General features: G+C 71.7%; 18 protein-coding genes and 1 pseudogene. 4 read left to right on the forward strand and 15 right to left on the reverse strand.

From position 1 onward, the window contains the following. Positions 1 to 325: 325 nt before the first annotated feature. From aspS to ACQEVU_RS42320, 3 genes are all read right to left on the reverse strand, one after another. Entirely contained in the window at positions 326 to 1,567 is a 1,242-nt protein-coding gene (aspS, locus tag ACQEVU_RS42310; RefSeq protein ID WP_433333987.1) for an aspartate--tRNA(Asn) ligase, read from the reverse strand. Between the two features lie 203 nt (positions 1,568 to 1,770). Continuing rightward, positions 1,771 to 2,481 (reverse strand): DUF2786 domain-containing protein, encoded by a 711-nt coding sequence (locus ACQEVU_RS42315; protein WP_433333989.1) that lies wholly within the window; start codon positions 2,479 to 2,481, stop codon positions 1,771 to 1,773. 6 nt (positions 2,482 to 2,487) lie between these two features. Next, positions 2,488 to 4,104, reverse strand: a complete 1,617-nt coding sequence (locus ACQEVU_RS42320; RefSeq protein ID WP_433333991.1) for a Rieske 2Fe-2S domain-containing protein — start codon at positions 4,102 to 4,104, stop codon at positions 2,488 to 2,490. A gap of 163 nt (positions 4,105 to 4,267) precedes the next feature. Between ACQEVU_RS42320 and ACQEVU_RS42325 the strand changes: the two genes are divergently transcribed. Then, positions 4,268 to 4,486 (forward strand): DUF2631 domain-containing protein, encoded by a 219-nt coding sequence (locus ACQEVU_RS42325; protein WP_433333993.1) that lies wholly within the window; start codon positions 4,268 to 4,270, stop codon positions 4,484 to 4,486. Between the two features lie 109 nt (positions 4,487 to 4,595). Here the strand turns inward: ACQEVU_RS42325 and ACQEVU_RS42330 are convergent, their stop codons facing one another. From ACQEVU_RS42330 to ACQEVU_RS42365, 8 genes and pseudogenes are all read right to left on the reverse strand, one after another. Next, positions 4,596 to 5,711 (reverse strand): DivIVA domain-containing protein, encoded by a 1,116-nt coding sequence (locus ACQEVU_RS42330; RefSeq protein ID WP_433333995.1) that lies wholly within the window; start codon positions 5,709 to 5,711, stop codon positions 4,596 to 4,598. 29 nt (positions 5,712 to 5,740) lie between these two features. Next, positions 5,741 to 6,931 (reverse strand): 23S rRNA (adenine(2503)-C(2))-methyltransferase RlmN, encoded by a 1,191-nt coding sequence (gene rlmN / locus ACQEVU_RS42335; RefSeq protein WP_433333997.1) that lies wholly within the window; start codon positions 6,929 to 6,931, stop codon positions 5,741 to 5,743. 66 nt (positions 6,932 to 6,997) lie between these two features. Beyond that, positions 6,998 to 7,837, reverse strand: a pseudogene (locus tag ACQEVU_RS42340) (phosphatidate cytidylyltransferase); the annotation flags it as partial. Positions 7,838 to 7,890: 53 nt separating this feature from the next. After that, positions 7,891 to 8,448 (reverse strand): ribosome recycling factor, encoded by a 558-nt coding sequence (gene frr, locus ACQEVU_RS42345; protein ID WP_433333999.1) that lies wholly within the window; start codon positions 8,446 to 8,448, stop codon positions 7,891 to 7,893. Then, positions 8,445 to 9,236 carry a UMP kinase gene (pyrH, locus tag ACQEVU_RS42350; RefSeq protein ID WP_433334001.1) on the reverse strand — a complete coding sequence of 264 codons (792 nt, stop codon included), beginning with the start codon at positions 9,234 to 9,236 and terminating at the stop codon, positions 8,445 to 8,447. The genes frr and pyrH overlap by 4 nt, the downstream gene beginning before the upstream one ends. A 95-nt stretch (positions 9,237 to 9,331) precedes the next feature. After that, on the reverse strand, positions 9,332 to 10,159 hold the full coding sequence (tsf, locus tag ACQEVU_RS42355; protein ID WP_433334003.1) for a translation elongation factor Ts: 828 nt from the start codon (positions 10,157 to 10,159) through the stop codon (positions 9,332 to 9,334). A gap of 36 nt (positions 10,160 to 10,195) precedes the next feature. Next, positions 10,196 to 11,038: a 30S ribosomal protein S2 gene (rpsB, locus tag ACQEVU_RS42360; RefSeq protein ID WP_433334005.1), complete on the reverse strand. Its 843-nt coding sequence runs from the start codon at positions 11,036 to 11,038 to the stop codon at positions 10,196 to 10,198. A 440-nt stretch (positions 11,039 to 11,478) separates the two neighbouring features. Continuing rightward, complete coding sequence (locus ACQEVU_RS42365) at positions 11,479 to 12,654, reverse strand: hypothetical protein (protein ID WP_433334007.1); 1,176 nt, start codon at positions 12,652 to 12,654, stop codon at positions 11,479 to 11,481. A gap of 579 nt (positions 12,655 to 13,233) precedes the next feature. Here ACQEVU_RS42365 and ACQEVU_RS42370 point away from each other — a divergent pair. Beyond that, positions 13,234 to 14,412, forward strand: a complete 1,179-nt coding sequence (locus tag ACQEVU_RS42370; RefSeq protein ID WP_433334009.1) for a pyridoxal phosphate-dependent aminotransferase — start codon at positions 13,234 to 13,236, stop codon at positions 14,410 to 14,412. Between the two features lie 5 nt (positions 14,413 to 14,417). Here ACQEVU_RS42370 and dprA read toward each other — a convergent pair whose 3' ends face one another. The 4 genes from dprA to ACQEVU_RS42390 all read right to left on the reverse strand — a co-directional run bounded on the left by dprA (position 14,418) and on the right by ACQEVU_RS42390 (position 18,708). Beyond that, positions 14,418 to 15,635 (reverse strand): DNA-processing protein DprA, encoded by a 1,218-nt coding sequence (gene dprA, locus ACQEVU_RS42375; protein WP_433334011.1) that lies wholly within the window; start codon positions 15,633 to 15,635, stop codon positions 14,418 to 14,420. After that, entirely contained in the window at positions 15,632 to 17,146 is a 1,515-nt protein-coding gene (locus tag ACQEVU_RS42380) for a YifB family Mg chelatase-like AAA ATPase (protein WP_433334013.1), read from the reverse strand. The genes dprA and ACQEVU_RS42380 overlap by 4 nt, the downstream gene beginning before the upstream one ends. After that, entirely contained in the window at positions 17,146 to 17,499 is a 354-nt protein-coding gene (locus tag ACQEVU_RS42385) for a YraN family protein (RefSeq protein ID WP_433334015.1), read from the reverse strand. The genes ACQEVU_RS42380 and ACQEVU_RS42385 overlap by 1 nt, the downstream gene beginning before the upstream one ends. Before the next feature lie 162 nt (positions 17,500 to 17,661). Beyond that, complete coding sequence (locus tag ACQEVU_RS42390; RefSeq protein WP_433334017.1) at positions 17,662 to 18,708, reverse strand: bifunctional helix-turn-helix transcriptional regulator/GNAT family N-acetyltransferase; 1,047 nt, start codon at positions 18,706 to 18,708, stop codon at positions 17,662 to 17,664. A 105-nt stretch (positions 18,709 to 18,813) separates the two neighbouring features. Between ACQEVU_RS42390 and ACQEVU_RS42395 the strand changes: the two genes are divergently transcribed. Then, positions 18,814 to 19,092, forward strand: coding sequence for an ACT domain-containing protein (locus tag ACQEVU_RS42395; protein WP_433334019.1), 279 nt, complete (start codon positions 18,814 to 18,816; stop codon positions 19,090 to 19,092). After that, a complete protein-coding gene (locus ACQEVU_RS42400) occupies positions 19,089 to 19,451 on the forward strand; it encodes a hypothetical protein (protein WP_433334021.1) in 363 nt (120 codons plus the stop codon). Before ACQEVU_RS42395 ends, ACQEVU_RS42400 begins: the two co-directional genes overlap by 4 nt. The last annotated feature ends 54 nt before the right edge of the window (positions 19,452 to 19,505 follow it).

Consider the following 19,505-nt stretch of genomic DNA (forward strand, 5'->3'; position numbering starts at 1 on the left):
GGGTCACTCCCCCATTGTGTCAGGCCGCCGGTGCGCCCATCGGGGCCGTGCACCCGGCCTGCCCCAAACCTTCACCACTGGTACACCCGAAGAATCGTCCTTTGTGGATTCGCGCCCGGGTGCGGCCGGCGTATGCCCCCCGCCGGCCACCCCCGTTTGGCTCTCCCCCGTCGCCGCCGGAGTGCTTCGACAGCGGCGCGAGCTGGGCCGATGCGATGCGCGCGCGGCGCACCCCATCCGTCAGCGCGGTGAATCCCAGATGCCGTCCCCGTTCGTACGCATGTATCAATTATAGATCATCACTTGGTACCCGGCAATCGAATTACTAGGGCGCCAGGCGGTGCCGGTCGCGCGGGAACAGGGTCGTCTCGCGCACGTTCGCGGCCCCGGTGAGCCGGGCCAGGAACCGCTCCAGGCCGATCGCGAAGCCGCCGTGCGGCGGCATCCCGTGCCGGAACGCGGCCAGGTACTCCGCCAGCGCCCCGGCCTGCGGGCCGAGGGCGGCGAGATAGTCGGCGTACAGGTGCCGGCGCTGGCCGCCGGTGACCAGCTCCAGGCCGCGGAAGAGCAGGTCGAACGAGTTCGACCAGCGCGGGTCCGACGGCTGCGGGTGGGTGTAGAAGGGGCGTTTCGCCATGGGGTAGCCCTCGACGTACACGAAGTCGGAGCCGTGCTCGGCCAGCGCCCAGGCGCCGAGCGCCCGCTCGTGCTCGGGCGCGAGGTCGGGCTCGTCCTCGGGCGCGCCGACCAGCCGCAGCGCCTCGGCGAAGTGCACGACCGGCACCTCGTCGGGCATCCGGACGGGCGCCGGCCCCTCCAGGCCCGCCGTGGCGGCCGCCATCGCGCGCACGACGCGGGTGAGCACGGCCATGACGTCGCGGTGGTCGCGGACGAAGCCGAGCTCGGCGTCGAGCGAGGTGTACGTCGCCAGGTGCCGCGACGTGTCGTGCGGCTCGGCCCGGAACACCGGCCCGACCTCGTAGACGCGCTCGAACACCCCGACCATCGTCTGCTTGTAGAACTGCGGGGACTGGGCGAGGTACGCCGGGCGGCCGAAGTAGTCGAGGGCGAAAACGTTGGCGCCGCTCTCGGTCGCGGTACCGACGATCTTGGGCGTGTGGATCTCGGTGAAGCCGAGCCCGTCGAGGGTGGACCGGAACGCGCGGACGGCGGCCGCGGACGCGGCGAACACGGCCCGCCGGGCCGGGTGGCGCAGCGCCACCGCGGCGTGGTCGAGCAGCGCCGGCAGCCCGGCCTCGACGGCCGGCCGGAACAGCTCGACCGGCGGCGGTTCGGCCTCCGACAGCACCTCGATCGCCTCGTACGCCACCTCGTACCCGCCCGGCGCGGCCGCGCCGGCCACGACGGTGCCGGTGACCTCGACCACGGACTCCTCCCCCGGCACGGGCACGCCGGCCGGGACCACGACCTGGGCGAGGCCCGCCCGGTCGCGCACGATCAGGAACGTGACCCGGGCGAGCACCCGGCGCCGATGGACCCAGCCACACAGCCGGATCGACTCACCCGTATGTCTTGCGAGGTCGGCGGACATGACGCGGTACGACATCAAACACCTCCTTGGGAAGGACGCTCCCCGGAGGTGTGGGCGATGGGGCCGGTCGCGGTGCCACCACACCTTCGCCGCGGCGGGACTGCCGCGGCCTCTCGGCCCCGATGACGTGGGGCCGGTCCGGCGGGGCACCACGGCGGTCGTCAGTCGCCGCCCCGCTCATTCGAGGATGACGGGTCGGCGCCCGCGCCGCGACGGATTTAGGAGCCGGCGGTGACCTCGGACGGGCGGTCGTGGCCCACGCGGGGCGCGCCCAGGTCCGCGCGGCGCCCGGCCGCGCTGCCGGCCTCGAAGCCGCCGCCGCTGAGCCGGCGTCGCCGGCCCGTGCGGATGTCGGGGTACTCGGCCTCGACCGCGCGGTCGACGGCGCGCTCGCGGTCGGCGAGGACCAGCGCGGTGCCGGGCGCCGCGGACTCGCGCTCGGACGCGGCGCGGGACGCCTCGGCGAGCCGCTCGGCCACGGCCGCGCCGAAGCCGACCAGCCAGGAGCGCCGCCACGCGGCCGCCTGCTGGCCGTCGGGCACCGGCTCGCGCAGCAGCCCGCGCGCCGCCTGGACCAGCAGCGACGCGAACAGCAGCTCGACGCCGGCCACGTCGGCCTCGAAGCCGAACAGGTGCACGGAGATCGCCAGGCCGCCGGCGGTGCGCCGCTCCAGCCGGATCGACCGGCAGCGCAGCGCCGCCGCCACGACGTGCAGCAGGTACGCCTTCTCGCGCAGGTACGGCGCGGCCAGCTCGACGAGCCGGTTGCCGACCGCGGCCGCGCGCTCCTCGCGCGCGTCGAGCAGGGCCTGGTCGATGCCGTACTTCGCGATGAGCGCCGCGGCCTTCGCGGTGAGGGCCTCGGCCTCCTCCGGCGTGCACGCCGGGTCCTCGGCCTTGGCCAGCAGCTTGCGGACCTTGTCGAGCACGGACCCTTATTCGCCGTCCGCCGGCTCGCCGGCCGCCACCGCCGCGACCGGCTCGCCGCCGAGCGGGTCGGCGCCCGGGGCCGGGGTGCCGGCCGGGCGGGAGCGCAGCTCGTGCCCGACGCTGGTCAGGCAGCGGCCGCTCACCAGGTCGAACTTCCAGCCGTGCAGCTGGCAGGTGAGCGTCTTGCCGTCGACGATGCCGAAGCGGGTCAGGTCGGCCTTGAGGTGCGGGCAGCGCCGCTGCACGATCCAGTCGCCGAGCTTGATGTCCTCGGCGTCGGGTTTCTGCTCGGCGTACCAGCCCTCGGCGTACTGCAGCCGCTCCTCGGACAGGCACTTGAAGAACGCGTAGACGAACTCGTTGTACTGCCCGATGCGCGCCGCGGAGAACCGGCACGACAGGAACAGCGAGTTGACCCAGTCGACCTCGCCGATGAAGAGCAGGTGCTCGACCAGGGCGCGCTCGGTGCGGAACCGGTAGCGGACCTTCTCGTCCGCGTAGTGGCGCACCTGCTTGCCCGGGAAGTCCACGACGATCGACTCGACCGACTCGCCGTCGTAGCCGACCAGGTCGAAGCGGACCGGGCCGCCGACGCCGGTGGCGAGGTACACCGACTCGTCCAGCAGCGGCTCGATGCGCCGCTGCATCTCCTTGAGCACGTCGATCTCGGGGTGGCGCCAGGTCGCCTTGGCCGCCTCGATCACCGGCTTCTTGCGCTCGCGCATCTCCTCGAGGTGCTCGACCTTGCGGGCGAAGAACTCGGCCGGCTCGACCGGGTGCGTGGTCTCGATGGAGTCAGCGGTGACAGTCATCACGGAGCCCGGCAGGAGCACGGTGGAGTTGGTGCCGCCGACCTTGGCGTACTCCTCCTGGAACACCCACTGGTCGGGGAAGATGTTGCCCTCGTCACCGAAGATGTCGTTGAACTGCCACAGCTCGTCGTCGAGGAAGCACGGCGGGCCCGCGATCGGCACCACGTGCGAGGCGCGCAGGTCGTCGATGTAGCGGAACGTGCGGTCGAACTGCCGGTCCCGTTTCTGCTTGCCGAACGCCCGCTTGGCCGCCTCGGGCAGCTCGTAGACCATCGGGTACCAGATGGCGCCGGAGAACTGCAGCAGGTGCACGTGGACGTGGCCGAGCGCGTTGAACGTGGTCAGGTCGGTCGGGCGGGCGTCGTTCTGGTTGAGCACCCGGATCCCGTCGTACTCCACCCAGAGCGACGAGTCGCCGATCGGCCCGTCGGTCGGCGACGTCAGCGCCTGGATCATGATCTTCAGGCCGCCGTCGAGCTCGTGGACCTGCTCGGTCTTGGTCTCCAGGAAGCGGGTGAAGCCCAGCGCCTCGAGCTCGTCGCGCATCTCGCTGGTCGGGAACTCGGGCAGCAGCACGGTCGCCTTCTTCGACACGAACCGCTTGAGGTGCTCGGCGTCGAAGTGGTCGCGGTGCAGGTGGGACACGTAGAGGTAGTCGCAGTCGCCGAGCGTCTCCCAGTCGAGCAGGGAGTTGTCCGGAAACGGGAACCACGACGCGAAGTACGCCGGGTTGACCCACGGATCACACAGAATGCTTCCGGCCGGCGTGTCGATGCGCAGGCTGGCGTGGCCCGTTCCGGTGATGCGCACGGATTTCCTCCTAGTTTGGTACCGCCTTGTCTGGTACCGCAGGTTGCCCGCCACGACGCTACCCGACCGACCCGCAACCGTGCCTTCCGGTGCCGCATGCCAGACTCTGAATGGAACCCTGTGCCCGCCGCGCCGGCGGGGCCGCCTGCCGAAAGGACGAGCCGTGTCCGAGCACGAGCCAGTGACCTCCCCCGACCAGCACAAGCCGGGTCACCCGCGCGCGGCGCGCTTCGGTGCGGCCGTCTCGGCGCTGATCCTGCTCACGATGCTCGTCGGCAACCACCGCGGCCACGTCGAGGACATCTTCCTCATCGTCGGCGCCGGGCTGCTGGTGCTCGCCCTCGTCGGCGACTGGGTGCTGCGCCGCAACGGCCTTCGCTGAGACGCTCGAACCGGTCACGCTGAGTGATCGTCGCTTTCGCCCGGTTCTTCAGATACTGCATAACAAAGGGGCGCGCCTTGGGCGCGCCCCTTTTGTTTGGTGTATGCGGCTAGCGGCGCCGCGTCACGATGTCGCGGACTTCCTTGAGCGCCGCGTCGACCTCGGCCTCGAAGTAGCCGCCGGGCACCAGGTTGAGGTGCGACGGGTCCAGGTCGCCGTCGGTCAGCGGGCCGCCCCGGCCGGTCAGCGACGCCATGACGCCCTCGAAGAGCCGGTCGACCTGCGCGCGGTCGTAGCCGCTGCCGAAGCGGCGCAGCTGGAAGGTGCGGCGCAGCTGGTCGATGCGGGCCACCTCGCCGGACTGGTGCTGCACCGGCGGGCCGTAGGGGTCGCCACCGGGCGGCGGGCCGCCATACGGGTCGCCCTGCGGCGGGCCGCCGTAGGGGTCACGGTCGGGCGGGCCGCCATACGGGTCCCGGTCCGGGCCGGGGCCGCCGCCATAGGTGACCGGCTCGGGCCGGTCCATGCGGATCTCGGCCGTCATGTCCGCGCGCGGGGCGCGCGGGCCCTGGTCATAGGGGTTGCGGTCGTCGTCGAAGGCGCCGCCGTAAGTGGGCTCGTCGTAGCGGCCGTAGCCGGGGTCGCGCGGGGGCGGGCCGGCCGGCTGCGGGGTGGGCCGGGTCGGCAGGGGCGCGCCGGGCGGCGGGCCCATGCGGTCCATCGGCGGGGGCCCCATGCGGTCCATGGGGGGCGGACCCATCCGGTCGCCCTGGGGCGGGCCCATGCGGTCGCCGGGCGGCGGGCCGTAGGGGTCGCCGGGGGGGCCCATGCGGTCCGGGGGCGCCATGCCGGCGCGGTCGGGCATCCGCTGCGGCTCCATGCGCTCCGGCATGCGCTGCGGCTCCATGCGCTCGGGCATGCGCTGCGGCTCCATGCGCTCCGGCATCCGCTCGGGCGCCATGCGCAGCTCGCCGCTGCGCGAGTCCAGCGCCCGGCCGAAGCCGCCGCCGCCGCTGCCGCGCTCCTCGTGCTCCGCGAGCTGCCGCTCGACCCGATCCAGGTGCAGGTCGACCTGCCACTCGTCGTATCCGCCGAAGCGCACGCGGAAGACCACGTCGTGCACTTCCTGCGCGCTCACCGGCGCACCCGTCGGGTCTCCGGAGAGGGTTGCCTCCACCCGGTCGAGGAACGAGTCGACCTCGTCGACCTTGTATCCCCGACGCATTGCACGGCGCCGGAACCGCTGACCCTGACTCACTGTGTCTCCTCGTTCGCTCGCCGTGCTAGCAAGCCGCTTTCCCGCTCTCCCACCTTGCCACCTCCGGAGGCCGCAAGCTGCCCGCAGGCTCCGTCAATCTCCCGACCCCGGGTGTCACGCACCGTAGTGGGAACACCGGCGGCGCGCAGTCGCCGGGCGAACTCCCGCTCGACCGGCTTCGGGCTGGCGTCCCACTTGCTACCCGGAGTCGGATTGAGCGGGATGAGATTGACATGTGCGAGACGGCCGGACAAGAGCCGACCGAGCAAATCCGCCCGCCACGGATGGTCGTTCACATCCCGGATCATTGCGTACTCAATGGACACGCGCCGGCCGGTGCGAGCCGCATACTCGAACGCGGCATCCAGCACTTCGGCGACCTTCCAACGTTGGTTGACCGGTACGAGCGTGTCGCGCAGATCATCATCAGGTGCGTGCAGCGACAGCGCAAGCGTCACCGACAGCCCCTCCTGCGTCAACCGCCGCATCGCCGGGACCAGCCCGACGGTCGACACGGTGATGTGCCGCTGCGAGAGGCCGAGGCCCTCCGGGGCGGGCTCGGTCAGCCGTCGTACGGCGGCGATGACGCGGTTGTAGTTGGCCAGCGGCTCGCCCATGCCCATGAAGACCACGCGGGAGAGCCGGTCCGGGCAGCCGGGCAGCGCGCCGCGGGCGGCCTCGCCGGCGAACCACACGACCTGGTCGACGATCTCGGCCGTGGACAGGTTGCGCGTGAGGCCGGCCTGGCCGGTGGCGCAGAACGGGCACGCCATGCCGCAGCCGGCCTGGCTCGAGACGCATACGGTGACGCGGTCGGGGTACCCCATCAGGACGCTCTCGACGAGCGAGCCGTCGTGCAGCCGCCACAGCGTCTTGCGGGTGGTGCCGCTGTCGGTGGCGAGTTCGCGCACGGGGTGCAGCAGCCGCGGCAGCAGCGCGCCGGTGATCGCGGCGCGGGCGCGGGCCGGCAGGTCGGTCATCGCCTCGGGGTCGCGGACAAGGCGGCCGAAGTAGTGCGCGGACACCTGCCCGGCCCGGAACGCGGGCTCGCCCAGCTCCGCCACGGCGGCGCGCCGGCCGGCGAGATCCAGGTCGGCGAGGTGGCGTGGGGGCAGGGCGGCGCGGCGGCCGTCACCAGTGGTGCCGGCCGCGCCGTCGGACAGGTTGAGTACGGGTAGCTGCGTCATGACGTTTCCAGTGTCCCATGCCGCGCGGCATGATCTCGAAGACCGCTGTTCAGCGCGGTAGGGCGACTATTTCGGGCTCCACGGCACCAGGAACGCCAGGACGGCGTACGCCGTGGGCAGCGCCAGCAGCACCGAGTCGAGGCGGTCCATCAGCCCGCCGTGCCCGGGCAGCAGGTTGCTCATGTCCTTCACGCCGAGGTCCCGCTTGATCAGCGACTCGCCGAGGTCGCCGAGGACGGAGGCGATCGACACGGCGACGCCGAAGATCGCGCCGTGCCACCAGGCCGCGTCGTCGAGCAGCAGCGGCAGGGCGATGGCACTGCCGGCACCGGTCCACACGATCGAGCCGGCGAAGCCCTCCCAGGACTTGGCCGGGCTGACCGACGGCGCCATGGGGTGTTTGCCGAGGAAGACACCGGTGGCGTACCCCCCGGTGTCCGACAGCACCACGGCGAGGACCGTCACCAGGACCCGGACGCTGCCGTCCGCGGCGGGGTAGGCCAGCAGCGCGGCGAACGAGCCGAGGAAGGGCACGTAGACGGCGATGAGCGCCGCGGCGGTGACGTCGCGCTGGTAGTTGGCCACGCCGTCGGCGAAGCGCCAGACGAAGACGAGCAGCAGCGTGGCCAGCAGGCCCAGGGGCAGCCGCTGGGCGCCGCCGAACCAGGCGAGGCACACCATGAGGGGGGCGCCGATCAGCAGCGGTACCAGCGGCGGGCGCGCCTTCTGGACGCTGACCGCGCGGACCATCTCCCACACGCCGATCAGCACGGCGGCGATGACCAGCCCCAGGAACAGCCACTTGTCCAGCGTGAACAGCGACACCACGACCAGGCCGCCGAGGCCCGCGCCGACCCCGATGGCGGCGGGCAGGTTGCGTCCGGCGCGGCTCTTGCGCTGCTCCTGGGGTTGTGGAGAGGGCGCGGCTTCCGGCCGCGCCCCCCGGTCGATATGGGCCATCAGACCTCGAGTAGCTCGGCTTCCTTGTGCTTGAGCAGCTCGTCGACCTGGGCCACGAACTTGTGGGTCAGGTCCTCGAGCTCCTTCTCGGCGCGACGCACCTCGTCCTCGCCGGCCTCGCCGTCCTTGACGATGCGGTCGAGCTCCTCCTTGGCCTTGCGGCGCACGTTGCGGATCGCCACGCGGGAGTCCTCGGCCTTGTTGCGGGCCACCTTGATCATGTCGCGGCGCCGCTCCTCCGTCATCTGCGGCAGCAGGATGCGGATCTGGGTGCCCTCGTTGTTGGGGTTCACGCCGAGGTCGGAGTCGCGGATCGCCTTCTCCATCGCGCCGATCTGCGACGCGTCGTACGGCTTGATGATCGCCATGCGGGGCTCCGGGATGGCGATCGAGGACATCTGCGGCAGCGGGGTCGGGGTGCCGTAGTAGTCGACCATCACCTTGCCGAACATCGCCGGGGTGGCGCGGCCGGTACGGATGACCGCGAACTCCTCCTTGGCGTGCTCGATCGCGCGCTCCATCTTCTCTTCGGCCTCGAAGAGTGTTTCTTCGATCACGTGGTCTGTCCTCCTCGATCCGGGATGGGCTCGGCGGTGATGAGTGTGCCGATCCTCTCACCACTCAGCGCCCGGGCGACGTTGTCCTCCCCCTCCGCGCCGAAGACGAGCATGGGCAGCGCGTTCTCCTGGCAGAGGCTGAACGCCGTCTGGTCCACCACGCGCAGGCCCTGCAGCAGCGCCTCGGCGAAGGTGAGGTGGTCGAGCTTGCGCGCGGTCGGGTCGGTGCGCGGGTCGGCGGTGTACACGCCATCGACGCCGTTCTTGCTCATGAGCACGGTGTGCGCATGGATCTCCAGGGCGCGCTGGGCGGCGACCGTGTCGGTGGAGAAGTACGGCATGCCGGCGCCGGCACCGAAGATGACCACACGCCCCTTCTCCAGGTGGCGGATCGCCCGGCGGGGGATGTACGGCTCGGCGACCTGGGCCATGGAGATCGCGCTCTGCACGCGCGTGTCGATGCCTTCCTTCTCCAGGAAGTCCTGCAGCGCCAGGCAGTTCATGACCGTTCCCAGCATGCCCATGTAATCGGCGCGGGAGCGGTCCATGCCGGCTCGGGAGAGCTCGGCACCGCGGAAGAAGTTGCCGCCGCCGACGACCACCGCGACCTGCACGCCGCGGCGCACGACGGTGGCGATCTGGCGGGCCATACCACGCACGACCGTGGGGTCCACGCCGACGGCGCCGCCCCCGAACACCTCACCGGAGAGCTTCAGCACGACGCGCCGCACCCCGTGCGGGGCGGGGGTCAGAACTTGCTTGGCCGCTTCGACGGCGGTGTTCGTCATGTGCGCACCTTTCTGTCTGTCACCTTGTGAAAAGGGGGTCACGGCCGCCGTTTTTCGGTGGACCGTGACCCCCTCACTTCCCGTTGTGCGGCCGATCAGGCCTGGCCGACCTCGAACCGCACGAAGCGCGTCACATCGATGCCGGCTTCGGCCAGCACCTGCTTGACGGTCTTCTTGTTGTCGCCGACCGAGGGCTGCTCGATAAGGACGAAGTCCTTGAAGAACGCGTTCACCCGGCCCTCGATGATCTTCGGCAGGGCCGCCTCGGGCTTGCCCTCCTCGCGGGCCGTCTCCTCGGCGATGCGCCGCTCCGACTCGACCACGTCGGCCGGCACCTCGTCACGCGTGAGGTACTTCGGCCGCATCGCGGCGATCTGCATGGCCACGCCACGGGCGTCGGCCACGGCCGCCTCGTCGGTCTTGCCGTTGAACTCGACCGCGACGCCCACCTGCGGCGGCAGGTCGGGGCTCTTGCGGTGCATGTAGATCGCGACCGGCTCGTTCAGCACCGCGATGCGGTTGATGACGAGTTTCTCGCCGATGCGGGCCGACTCGACCTGGATCAGGTCGGCCACCGTGCCGTCGCCGATCTTCGAGGCCAGCAGCGCGTCCACGTCGGCCGGCTTGATCGCGTCGACCTGCTCCGCCAGCTTCTGGCCGAGCTCGATGAACGCCTCGTTCTTGGCGACGAAGTCGGTCTCGCAGTTGATCTCGACCAGGCCCGAGCGGTGGTGCGCGACCAGGCCGTTGGCGGTGGTGCGCCCGGCCCGCTTGCCGACGTCCTTGGCACCCTTGATGCGCAGGAGCTCGACGGCCTTGTCGAAGTCGCCCTCGGCCTCTTCCAGCGCCTTCTTGCAGTCCATCATGCCGGAGCCGGTCAGTTCGCGGAGCCGCTTGACGTCCGCGGCGGTGAAGTTGGACATGACTCTCTCTCGCTCTGTGGGTTGACGCCTGGGCAGTTACGCCTGGGTGGTGTCTTCGGCGGCGGGAGCAGCGGCGGGGGCGGCGGCTTCGCCGGACTTGGCGCCCTCGAGCAGCTCGCGCTCCCACTCCGCGAGCGGCTCGTCGCCGGCCACGACGCCCGGCTCGGGCTTCTGGTCGGCACGGGTGGCGCGCCCGGACCGGGCGATCAGACCGTCGGCGACCGCGTCGGCGACCACGCGGGTCAGCAGCGCCGCGGAGCGGATGGCGTCGTCGTTGCCCGGGATCGGGAAGTCGACCTCGTCCGGGTCGCAGTTGGTGTCGAGCACGGCGATCACCGGGATGCCCAGCTTGCGGGCCTCGTCAACCGCGATGTGCTCCTTCTTGGTGTCGATCACCCAGATCGCCGACGGGAGCTTCTGCATGTCGCGCAGGCCGCCGAGGGTGCGGCTGAGCTTGGTCTGCTCGCGCGACAGCTGCAGGGTCTCCTTCTTGGTGTACCCCTGCGCGGTGCCCGTCAGGTCGAGGCTCTCGAGCTCCTTCATGCGCTGGAGCCGCTTGTACACCGTCTGGAAGTTGGTCAGCATGCCGCCCAGCCAGCGGTGGTTCACGTACGGCTGCCCGACCCGCGTCGCCTGCTCGGCGATCGCCTCCTGGGCCTGCTTCTTCGTGCCGACGAACAGCACGGAGCCGCCCTCGGCGACGGTGTTGCGGATGTAGTCGTACGCCTTCTCGATGTAGTCGAGCGTCTGGCGCAGGTCGATGATGTAGATACCGTTGCGCTCGGTGAAGATGAAGCGCTTCATCTTCGGGTTCCAGCGGCGGGTCTGGTGCCCGAAGTGCACACCACTCTCGAGCAGCTGGCGCATGGTCACGGCCATGTCGGCGGGATCCCTTCGATCCTGGTTGTCACGGCGGACCGGTCGGCCCGCTCGTCCTGGCGCCCGGTCGTCGGCCGTTCTCACCCGTCGGGGCACGCCGGCGCTGTCTCTCTGCCGGCGCGTCTGTTCGGGACCAGGGCGGCCGCCGCCCTTGGAAGTTCACCCGGCGCTTTGCGGCGGGTTCGGGAGGGCGCGCGAGGTCGACCACACGGTGTGCGGTCGCCGGTGGAAAGTGTACGCGCCGCACCCCCGCCACCTCGAATCCCCCCGGTGGCGTGTTGTTCGTCCGCGTATGTCCGTTTCTATCCGGCCACAGACAGTGACGCGGCCCGTTCTCAGGACCGCGTCACTGTCATGCGGCGGGCTCTTGTCCGATTCGCGAGGTCAGCGCTCGTAGCGCCGCCGCTCTTTGCCCGCTTTTCGCTGCTTTTTTTGGCGGTTTATGAAGCAGCGAGGCCGGCGGCGAGGAACAGCAGGAGCGCGACGGGCAGGTAGGCCAGCGGCGTCCGCAGCCAGGCCCGCGCTCCCGGCGCCGCCGCGGCCGCCCCGCCGATCAGCCCGTACAGCCCGAGCGCGAACATCGGCAACGCCGGAATCATGAAGATGCTCGCGAGCGTCCCCCCGGCCGGAATCTCCTTGGCCGTCATCGCGCTGAGGAACAGCCGCAGCACCGGCACCTCGAACAGGATCGTGAGCAGCACCAGCACGACGGCCAGCCCCGGCCGTTTGCTGCGGTACACGGCCCCGCCCGGGTCCCCCGCCCCGTACTGCTGCGGCGCCGGCACGGCCGCCGTCAGCGCGGTCGGCGCCGCGAACGCGTTCTGCGCGCCCGCGCCCGGCCCACCGGAGGCGGGCGCCCCCGACACGGGCCCTCCGGAGACGGGTCCGGCGCCACCGCCGAGCGGGCTGGTCGCCGCCCCGCCGAGGCCCGCACCGGTCATTCCCGCAACCGCCGCGCCCTGCCCCGGCACGCCCTGCCCCGGCACGCCCTGCCCCGGCGCCCCTTGACCCGCAAGCCCCGGGCCGGGAAGCCCCTGGCCGGCGAGGCTCGGTGCCTGCACGCCGCCCTGCGGCGGCAGACCCGGGATCGGTGCGCCCGACGTCGACAGCCCGGCACCCGCCGGAGCGCCGCCACCGGCTCCCCCCGACACCGGCCGCTGCAGCGCGCTGCGGTCGATCGCCTCGGACCGCCGGGAGCGCCCGCCGCCGAACTCGCCGGACAGGTCGCCCGGGTCCACCCCGCGACCGGCACCGCCCTGCGCCCCGAACTGCCCGCTCGGCGCTTCGCCGTAGCTCCCGCCCGGCCCTTCGCCGTAGCTCAGCGCATCGGCACCGTACCCACGCCCAGCTCCGCGCGGCTCCGGAACCCGATACCCGTCGTCGTACTCCCGCTCATCCGCATACCGCGTCGGCGTGTACCCGCGATCCTCCGCGTACCCACGCTCGTCGCCGTACCCGCGGTCGGCGTCGTCGCGCCCGCGGGACTCCCAGTCCCGGTCGCTGCGCGCCCGATCGTCGCGGCGGTCCTCGTACCCGCGGTCGTCGTATCCACGGTCGTCCGGGTACCAGCGGGAATCCGCATCCGGTTCCGGGTTGAAGTTCCGGCGTCCATCCACGGTCCGTCACGGTAGGCCCTCGGCATCATCCCCGCCACCCGGCAAAAGGTCCGTGTAATGTGCGTCGCCGCCCACCAATCGCTCCCATCCTCATCGCCTGCTGTCCCCTGTGGGTTCTGTCGACATCGCGCCGCCGGACTCGCTCCGGCCCTGATCCGGGCCACCACCGCGCGGCCGCACCAGGGCTCGTCGCGCAGCCGCCCTCCCCCACCACGGCTCGGCCCCGGGCCATCCAAGAACCTGCAAGAGCCGCCGAGACACCCGCGGCCGCCGGAGGCTCCCGTCCGCCCAGGTCGCCCGCCCGTAGCAGGGCTCGACCGCCGGCCAGCCCATCGCCCGCCACAGCCCCGGCGGAATCTCCCCCGCACGCTCGGCAGCTGCAGCCCCCGCGAAGTCCGTCGCGTCCGCGCCTGCAAGGTCCGTAGGGACCAGCCCCGTCCCGGTTGCCGCCGCGAGTAAGGCCGGACCACCCGTCCCGGCACTGGCGGAACGACCGCGCCGTTGCCGTACCGGACTCCCTCTGGCCCCCGAAACACGCTCCGATACGACCCCACCCGGCCCGGGCCGCATACTCGGTGGGTGACTGACGCCTCGCGTGACCCGCTCGTCGCCCGCATGCGCCCGTTCGGCACGACCATCTTCGCGGAGATGTCGGCGCTGGCCGTCCGCACCGGCTCCGTCAACCTCGGCCAGGGCTTCCCCGACACCGACGGCCCCGCCGCCATGCTCGAGGCCGCGGCCGCGGCGATCCACGGCGGCCGCAACCAGTACCCGCCGGGCCCCGGCATCCCCGAGCTGCGCGCCGCGATCTCCGCTCACCAGCGGGCGTTCTGGGGCCTCGAGTACGACCCCGACGGCGAGATCCTGGTCACCGCCGGCGCCACCGAGGCCATCGCCGCCAGCATCCTGGCCCTCTGCGAGCCCGGCGACGAGGTCGTCTGCTTCGAGCCGTACTACGACTCCTACGCCGCCTCCATCGCCCTGGCCGGCGCCGTCCGCCGCCCGGTGACGCTGCGGGTCGACCAGGGCCGCTACTCGTACGACCCCGCCGAGCTGCGCGCCGCCTTCGGCCCGCGCACCCGCCTGGTGCTGCTCAACTCGCCGCACAACCCCACCGGCAAGGTCTTCACCGCCGCCGAGCTCGCCCAGATCGCCGAGCTGTGCATCGAGTTCGACGTGCTTGCCGTCACCGACGAGGTGTACGAGCACCTGGTCTTCAGCGACGCCGCCGCCCCGCACGTCCCCCTCGCCGGCCTGCCCGGCATGCGGGAGCGAACCGTGCAGATCTCCTCCGCCGGCAAGACGTTCTCGTGCACCGGCTGGAAGATCGGCTGGGTCTGCAGCACCCGCGCCCTCGTGTCGGCCGTGACGCGGGTGAAGCAGTTCCTGACGTACGTCAACGCCGGCCCGCTGCAGCCCGCCATCGCGGTGGCGCTGTCCTCGCCGCCGTCGTACTACCACGAGTTTCGCGACGACCTGCAGCGCAAGCGCGACCGCCTGTGCAAGGGCCTGACGGAGGCCGGGTTCGCGGTGCTGCAGCCCGAGGGCACGTACTTCGTGACCGCCGACATCACCCCGCTGGGCGGCACCAACGGGGTCGAGTTCTGCCTGTCGCTGCCGGAGCGGTGCGGCGTCGTCGCGGTACCGACGCAGGTCTTCTACGACGACGTGGCGGCCGGCCGGCGGCTCGTGCGTTTCGCGTTCTGCAAGCGCGACGAGGTCCTCGACGAGGCGGTGACCCGGCTGCAGCGCCTCTGACGGCATCATCGGCCCGCCTCCTCGCCGAGCTCGGCGCGCGGGTGGCTGCGCAGCCGGTACCCGTCCACGCTCGACACCACGAACCCGAGCTCCTCCAGCAGCGGCAGGTTGCGCCGAGCGTCGCGCCCGCTGACCCCGGCCACGGCGGCGATCTGCTCCGCCGACGTGGCCCGCCGCGCGTGCACCGCGTCGAGGATCCGCGCCTGCAGCGGATCCAACGCGTCCTCGGGCCGCCCCGCGCCCTGGATCGGCGTCGCGAGCTCGCCGACGCTGCCGACCTCCTCGATGATCTCCTCGGGCCTGGTCACGAGCACCGTGCCCGGCTGGCGCAGCTCGATGTGGCAGCCGACCGACATCGCCGAGTTGATCGGCCCCGGCACGACCATCGCCGAGCGTTGCAGCAGCCTGGCGTACCCGAGCGTGTTCCTCGCCCCGCTGCGCGACCCGGCCTCGACCATCACCGTCCCCCGGCTGGCGGCCGCGATGACCCGGTTACGCGTCAGGAACCGCGTCTTGTGCGGCAACGTGTTGGGCGCCCACTCGGTCACGACCAGCCCCTCGGCGCCGATCTGCTCGAGCACGGCCGCGTTGGCCGCCGGGTACGCCCGCTCGATCCCGCACGCCATGACCGCCACCGTCTTGCCGCCCGCGATCAGCGCCCCGCGGTGCGCGGTCACGTCGACCCCGAGCGCCCCGCCGGACACGATCGTCCACCCCCGCTCCGCCAGCCCGAAGGCAAACTCGGAGGCCACATATCCGCCGTACCCCGTGATCGCCCGCGCCCCGACCACCGACACGGACCGTTCCAAGGTCTCCGCGAGCTCCAGCGGCCCGCGCAGCCAGACGCACATCGGCGGATCGGTGTCCCGGCGCAGCATGTTGCCCTCGCGGCTGGCCCGCACCAGGTCGTCGAACGAGACGGGCCACTCGGCGTCGGCGGCGGTGACGATCCGCGCCCCGAGCTGCTCGGCCCGTTCGCCCATCTGTTCGGCGACCTGCTCGCCGACGTTCGCCGACCCCTGCACCCCCGCCGCGCGCAGCCGCGCCCGCACGGCCCCCGCCAACTGCTCCGTGATGCCGAACCCCCCGACCACCCGGGCCAGCGCCTCCACCGCCCCGACGGAGCGCACGAGCACCCCCAACTCCCGGCAGCCCGGCTCGATCAGCATCCCGAGCGCCATGCGGGCCGTCCGCTCCTCACTCACCTGCGGCTCAATGCTCATCGCACGCTCCTCGATCGCAGCTCAAGCGCCTCACGCACATCGTCGACAGCGGGCCGCTCCCGCCCATCAAGATCGGTAATCGTCCACGCGACCCGCACGCATCGATCGAACCCACGGGCCGACAGCCGACCGCGATCTATCTCGATCGTCAGCGGGCGCAGGACCGCCCTCGACAGCCGATACCTCTTGTCGCGCAGCAGCGCCGGCGGTACGTCGCCGTTCGTCTTCGCCCGTCCGCTCCACCGTTCGCGAGCGGCGCCGCGCGCTTCGAGCACGCGCTTGGCGACCACGGCGGACGGCTCGACGTGCTCGGTATCCAGCAACGCCGCCGACCGGACCGGATCGAGGTCCACCTGAAGGTCGACGCGATCCATCAACGGCCCGGAGAGCCTGGCCTGATACCGCCGACGGACGAGCGAGGGGCATTGGCACATCTGCCTACCGCCTGGCCTTGCACACGGGCACGGGTTGGCCGCCATCACCAGCTGCGCCCGTGCGGGATACAGCGTCTCGCCGTAGGTGCGCCTGAGCCGTACCTCTCCCTGCTCCAACGGCTGCCGGAGAGCGTCGAGCACTCCGGGTGTGAATTCCGCGCACTCGTCAAGAAAGAGGACCCCATGGTGGGCGAGGCTGATGGCCCCGGGCTTGGCCAGACCGGATCCGCCGCCGACCAGCGCGGCAACCGATGCGGTGTGGTGCGGGGCCTGAATCGGCGCCCGGCGGACGAGGGTGCCGCTCGGGGCGAGCCTCCCGACGATCGAGTGCAGCGCGGTCACCTCGATGGCTTCCTGATCATCCAGGGGCGGAAGCACCCCGGGCAGCCGGGCCGCGAGCATGGTTTTGCCGGCGCCCGGGGGCCCGAACATCGCCACGTGATGACGACCGGCGGCGGCCAGCTCGATGACCCGCCGCCCCCGCTCCTGCCCAAGCACGTCGGCGAGATCCAGCGGCGGCTGCTCCGGCGGCGGACTTTCGATCGCCGGGTCCAAGAGGGTTTGGCTCCCGTAGAGGTAGCCGATGATCCGGCCGAGGCTGTCGGCGGCGCGGACCTCGATGTCGGGGACCAGTCGCGCCTCGGTGATGTTGCCCAGGGGTACCACCGCGGAACCAACGCCGGCGCGGCTCGCCGCCAGGACGGCCGGAAGCACGCCTCGCACCGGCCGGACCGTGCCGTCCAGCCCGAGTTCGCCGAGCACGACGGCATCGGCGAGGCGGCCGATCGGCAGGTCCGCCCCAGCGGCGAGGACCGCGATGGCGACGGCGGTGTCGAAACCGGAGCCGTGCTTGCGCACATGGGCGGGCAGAAGGTTGACGGTGACCCGCTGCTGCGGCCAGTACGCCCCGGAGTTGTGCACCGCGGCACGTACCCGATCGCGGGCCTCGCTGAGCGCCGCGTCCGGCAACCCGGAGACGACCAGGCTCGGCAGGCCGGGCGCGACGTCGGCCTCGACCACGATGACCTCACCCGCGACGCCCTGCAGGGCAACGGAGCGGATCTGGGCGTACCCCATCAGAACGCCCCACGCACGTGCTGGACGGCCACGGACTGCCCGACGAGCACGCCGACCACGTCGAACCGCACCCGATCCCCGCGCACGTCGTTGGCCGCCAGCCACATCCGAGCGAGCGTGCGCAGGCGCCGGACCTTGTCGGGCACGAGCGCCTCGACCGGCTGGCCGTACCGGGTGCTGCGGCGGGTTTTGACCTCCACGAACACCAGGTCGGCGCCGTCGCGGGCAACGACGTCGAGCTCACCCGCCCGGCTTCGCCAGTTGCGGTCGAGCAGCACGAGCCCCTGTGACACGAGGTATCGGCAGGCGACGCGTTCGCCGAAGCCGCCGACGAGCTGGTTGCGGTTCGTCATGCCGGCGACTGTGGCCGATCGCGACGATCATCGCGGCGCGATGAAGATCAACCTGTGGACAGCGGGGTGCTTGTGGATGAAATCAGGACACGTTATTTGACTTTGATATGCGGCGGCTCGCGCCGCAGGCCAGGCCACGTGTGGCCACCACCATGTCCGATTTCAAAGTTTCTTGCGCCAGTGCTGGTGGACAAGATCATGTCCGTACGCCGGCTTGCGCTCCTCGCTGTCCAGCACGAAGCCCGCGCGCTCGTAGATCCGCCGAGCGCCGTCGAGGATGTCGTGAGTGAACAGGACCATCTCCCGATATCCGGCGTTCCTGGCGAACCGGATGCACTCGTCGACCAGGCGCGCGCCGATGCCCATGCCGCGGGCACTCGGCTCGACGAGCAGGAGCCGGAGCTTGGCCGTCACCGGCGTGGCGTACACGGCCGACACCGTCCGACGGCCGGCGTCGTCGTCGCCGGCCGGAACGGTCACGCCCTCATCGGCATCCCGCTCAACTGCAACTTCATCCGCCCACCGCACAGCCGCAGGCTCGGCTCGCACGCAGAAGATCGAGCCGACAGGCTCGCCGTCAACCTCGGCGATCCACCCCCGGTCCCAGCGCGGATCGTGCGACTCCGCGTAGTCCGCGACGATGCGGGCGACCATGGCCTCGAACTCGTCGTTCCAGCCGTAATCGGAGGCGTAGCGCTCGCCGTGGCGCTGCACCACCCAGCCGAGGTCACCCGGCCCGGGCGGCCGCAGGACGACGGTCGGCGCGGACGCGGTACCGCCGCCGCCGAGGATCGACTCGATCGCCTCCATGGCGCCGATGAGGCGCCGGCGGTCCGCGTCGGTCACCGAGACCAGCAGCGTGGCCGCCTGTTCGTCCGAGCGCTTGTCGAGCTCCGCCTGGGCGGCGCGTCCCGCGTCGGTCAGCCGGATGCGCTGCTTGCGCGCGTCCGCGTCCGAGCGCTCCCGCACCACCAGGCCGTCATTCTCGAAGCGCCCCAGGATGCGGCTCAGGTAGCCGGCGTCCATGTCCAGTCCTTGCCGCAGGTCGGCGACCTCCAGCGCGGGCGCGGGCGCGGCCGCCAGCTCGTACAGCACCCTCGCCTCGGCCAGTGAGTACGGCGAGTCGAGCAGCCCGGCCCGCAGCACACCGATCAGGTTCGTGTAGTAGCGATTGAACCGCCTGAATGCGGCGACCGACTCGATAGTCATAGTTGACATCGTCATACAGTCCCTTGACGCTGTCAACGATTTCCCGAAAGCCCAGCGACGTGGCGTCGTAACGGTCGGGAAACGCAGCGTCGTCAGGCTTGCCCCATGTCGCTACGTCACGTAATCGTCGAACTCCCCGACCGTCCCGGCTCACTCGGCCAGGTGACCACGCTCCTCGGCCGCCTCGGCGTCGACATCCGCCAGATGCGGGTGCTGAGCCGCGACGGCGCGGTCGCGACGGACGAGTTCGTGGTGAACGTGCCGGGCGCCGTGATCGACCGGACGCTGCCGGAGCTGCTCGAGGAAATTCAGGGCGTCCGCGTGCTCGCAATCGCGGCGACCGATACTGATAGCGGGATAGCGGGCGCTATCGTGGCGGTATGACCGCTCCTGTCGACAAACTCGTCGGGCTGCTCGAGACGCTTCCGGCCGCCGAACGCCAAGAGATCACTGTCTGGCTGCTCAACCGCACCGTCCCGGCGGGTCCGGGCGGTCTGCTCGCCAGCGCCGCGCTGCGCGGGCGCAATCTCATGGGCGTCCCCGACCTCGGCCCGGAGTCCAGCCACGGCGCCATGGGCGGTTCGCTGCCGGCGGGCGAGGAGAGCCAGCTGGTGACGTTCCGGCTCCCGGCCGAGCGGCACGCCGAGCTGCGCGCGTGGTGCACCGAGCACGGCTTCACGATGGCGGCCGTGGTGCGCGGGCTGATCGAGCGGTTCCTCGAAGAGCAGCAGCAGCGCAGTTGACGCCGAACACGCCGCACGACGCGGCCAAACAGGCCGGCACGATCGCGCCGCAAC

The organism is Dactylosporangium sp. CA-139066 (assembly GCF_050936175.1).
Classification (GTDB): Bacteria; Actinomycetota; Actinomycetes; order Mycobacteriales; family Micromonosporaceae; genus Dactylosporangium.

What these genes read in the sequence shown, in the direction of transcription:
- pyrH (WP_433334001.1), bottom strand. Translation starts at nt 9,236, where the DNA reads ATGACGAACACCGCCGTCGAAGCGGCCAAGCAAGTTCTGACCCCCGCC.
- ACQEVU_RS42330 (WP_433333995.1), bottom strand. Translation starts at nt 5,711, where the DNA reads ATGCGTCGGGGATACAAGGTCGACGAGGTCGACTCGTTCCTCGACCGG.
- rpsB (WP_433334005.1), bottom strand. Translation starts at nt 11,038, where the DNA reads ATGGCCGTGACCATGCGCCAGCTGCTCGAGAGTGGTGTGCACTTCGGG.
- ACQEVU_RS42400 (WP_433334021.1), top strand. Translation starts at nt 19,089, where the DNA reads ATGACCGCTCCTGTCGACAAACTCGTCGGGCTGCTCGAGACGCTTCCG.
- aspS (WP_433333987.1), bottom strand. Translation starts at nt 1,567, where the DNA reads ATGTCGTACCGCGTCATGTCCGCCGACCTCGCAAGACATACGGGTGAG.
- ACQEVU_RS42395 (WP_433334019.1), top strand. Translation starts at nt 18,814, where the DNA reads ATGTCGCTACGTCACGTAATCGTCGAACTCCCCGACCGTCCCGGCTCA.
- tsf (WP_433334003.1), bottom strand. Translation starts at nt 10,159, where the DNA reads ATGTCCAACTTCACCGCCGCGGACGTCAAGCGGCTCCGCGAACTGACC.
- dprA (WP_433334011.1), bottom strand. Translation starts at nt 15,635, where the DNA reads ATGAGCATTGAGCCGCAGGTGAGTGAGGAGCGGACGGCCCGCATGGCG.
- ACQEVU_RS42390 (WP_433334017.1), bottom strand. Translation starts at nt 18,708, where the DNA reads ATGACTATCGAGTCGGTCGCCGCATTCAGGCGGTTCAATCGCTACTAC.
- rlmN (WP_433333997.1), bottom strand. Translation starts at nt 6,931, where the DNA reads ATGACGCAGCTACCCGTACTCAACCTGTCCGACGGCGCGGCCGGCACC.
- ACQEVU_RS42380 (WP_433334013.1), bottom strand. Translation starts at nt 17,146, where the DNA reads ATGGGGTACGCCCAGATCCGCTCCGTTGCCCTGCAGGGCGTCGCGGGT.
- ACQEVU_RS42385 (WP_433334015.1), bottom strand. Translation starts at nt 17,499, where the DNA reads ATGACGAACCGCAACCAGCTCGTCGGCGGCTTCGGCGAACGCGTCGCC.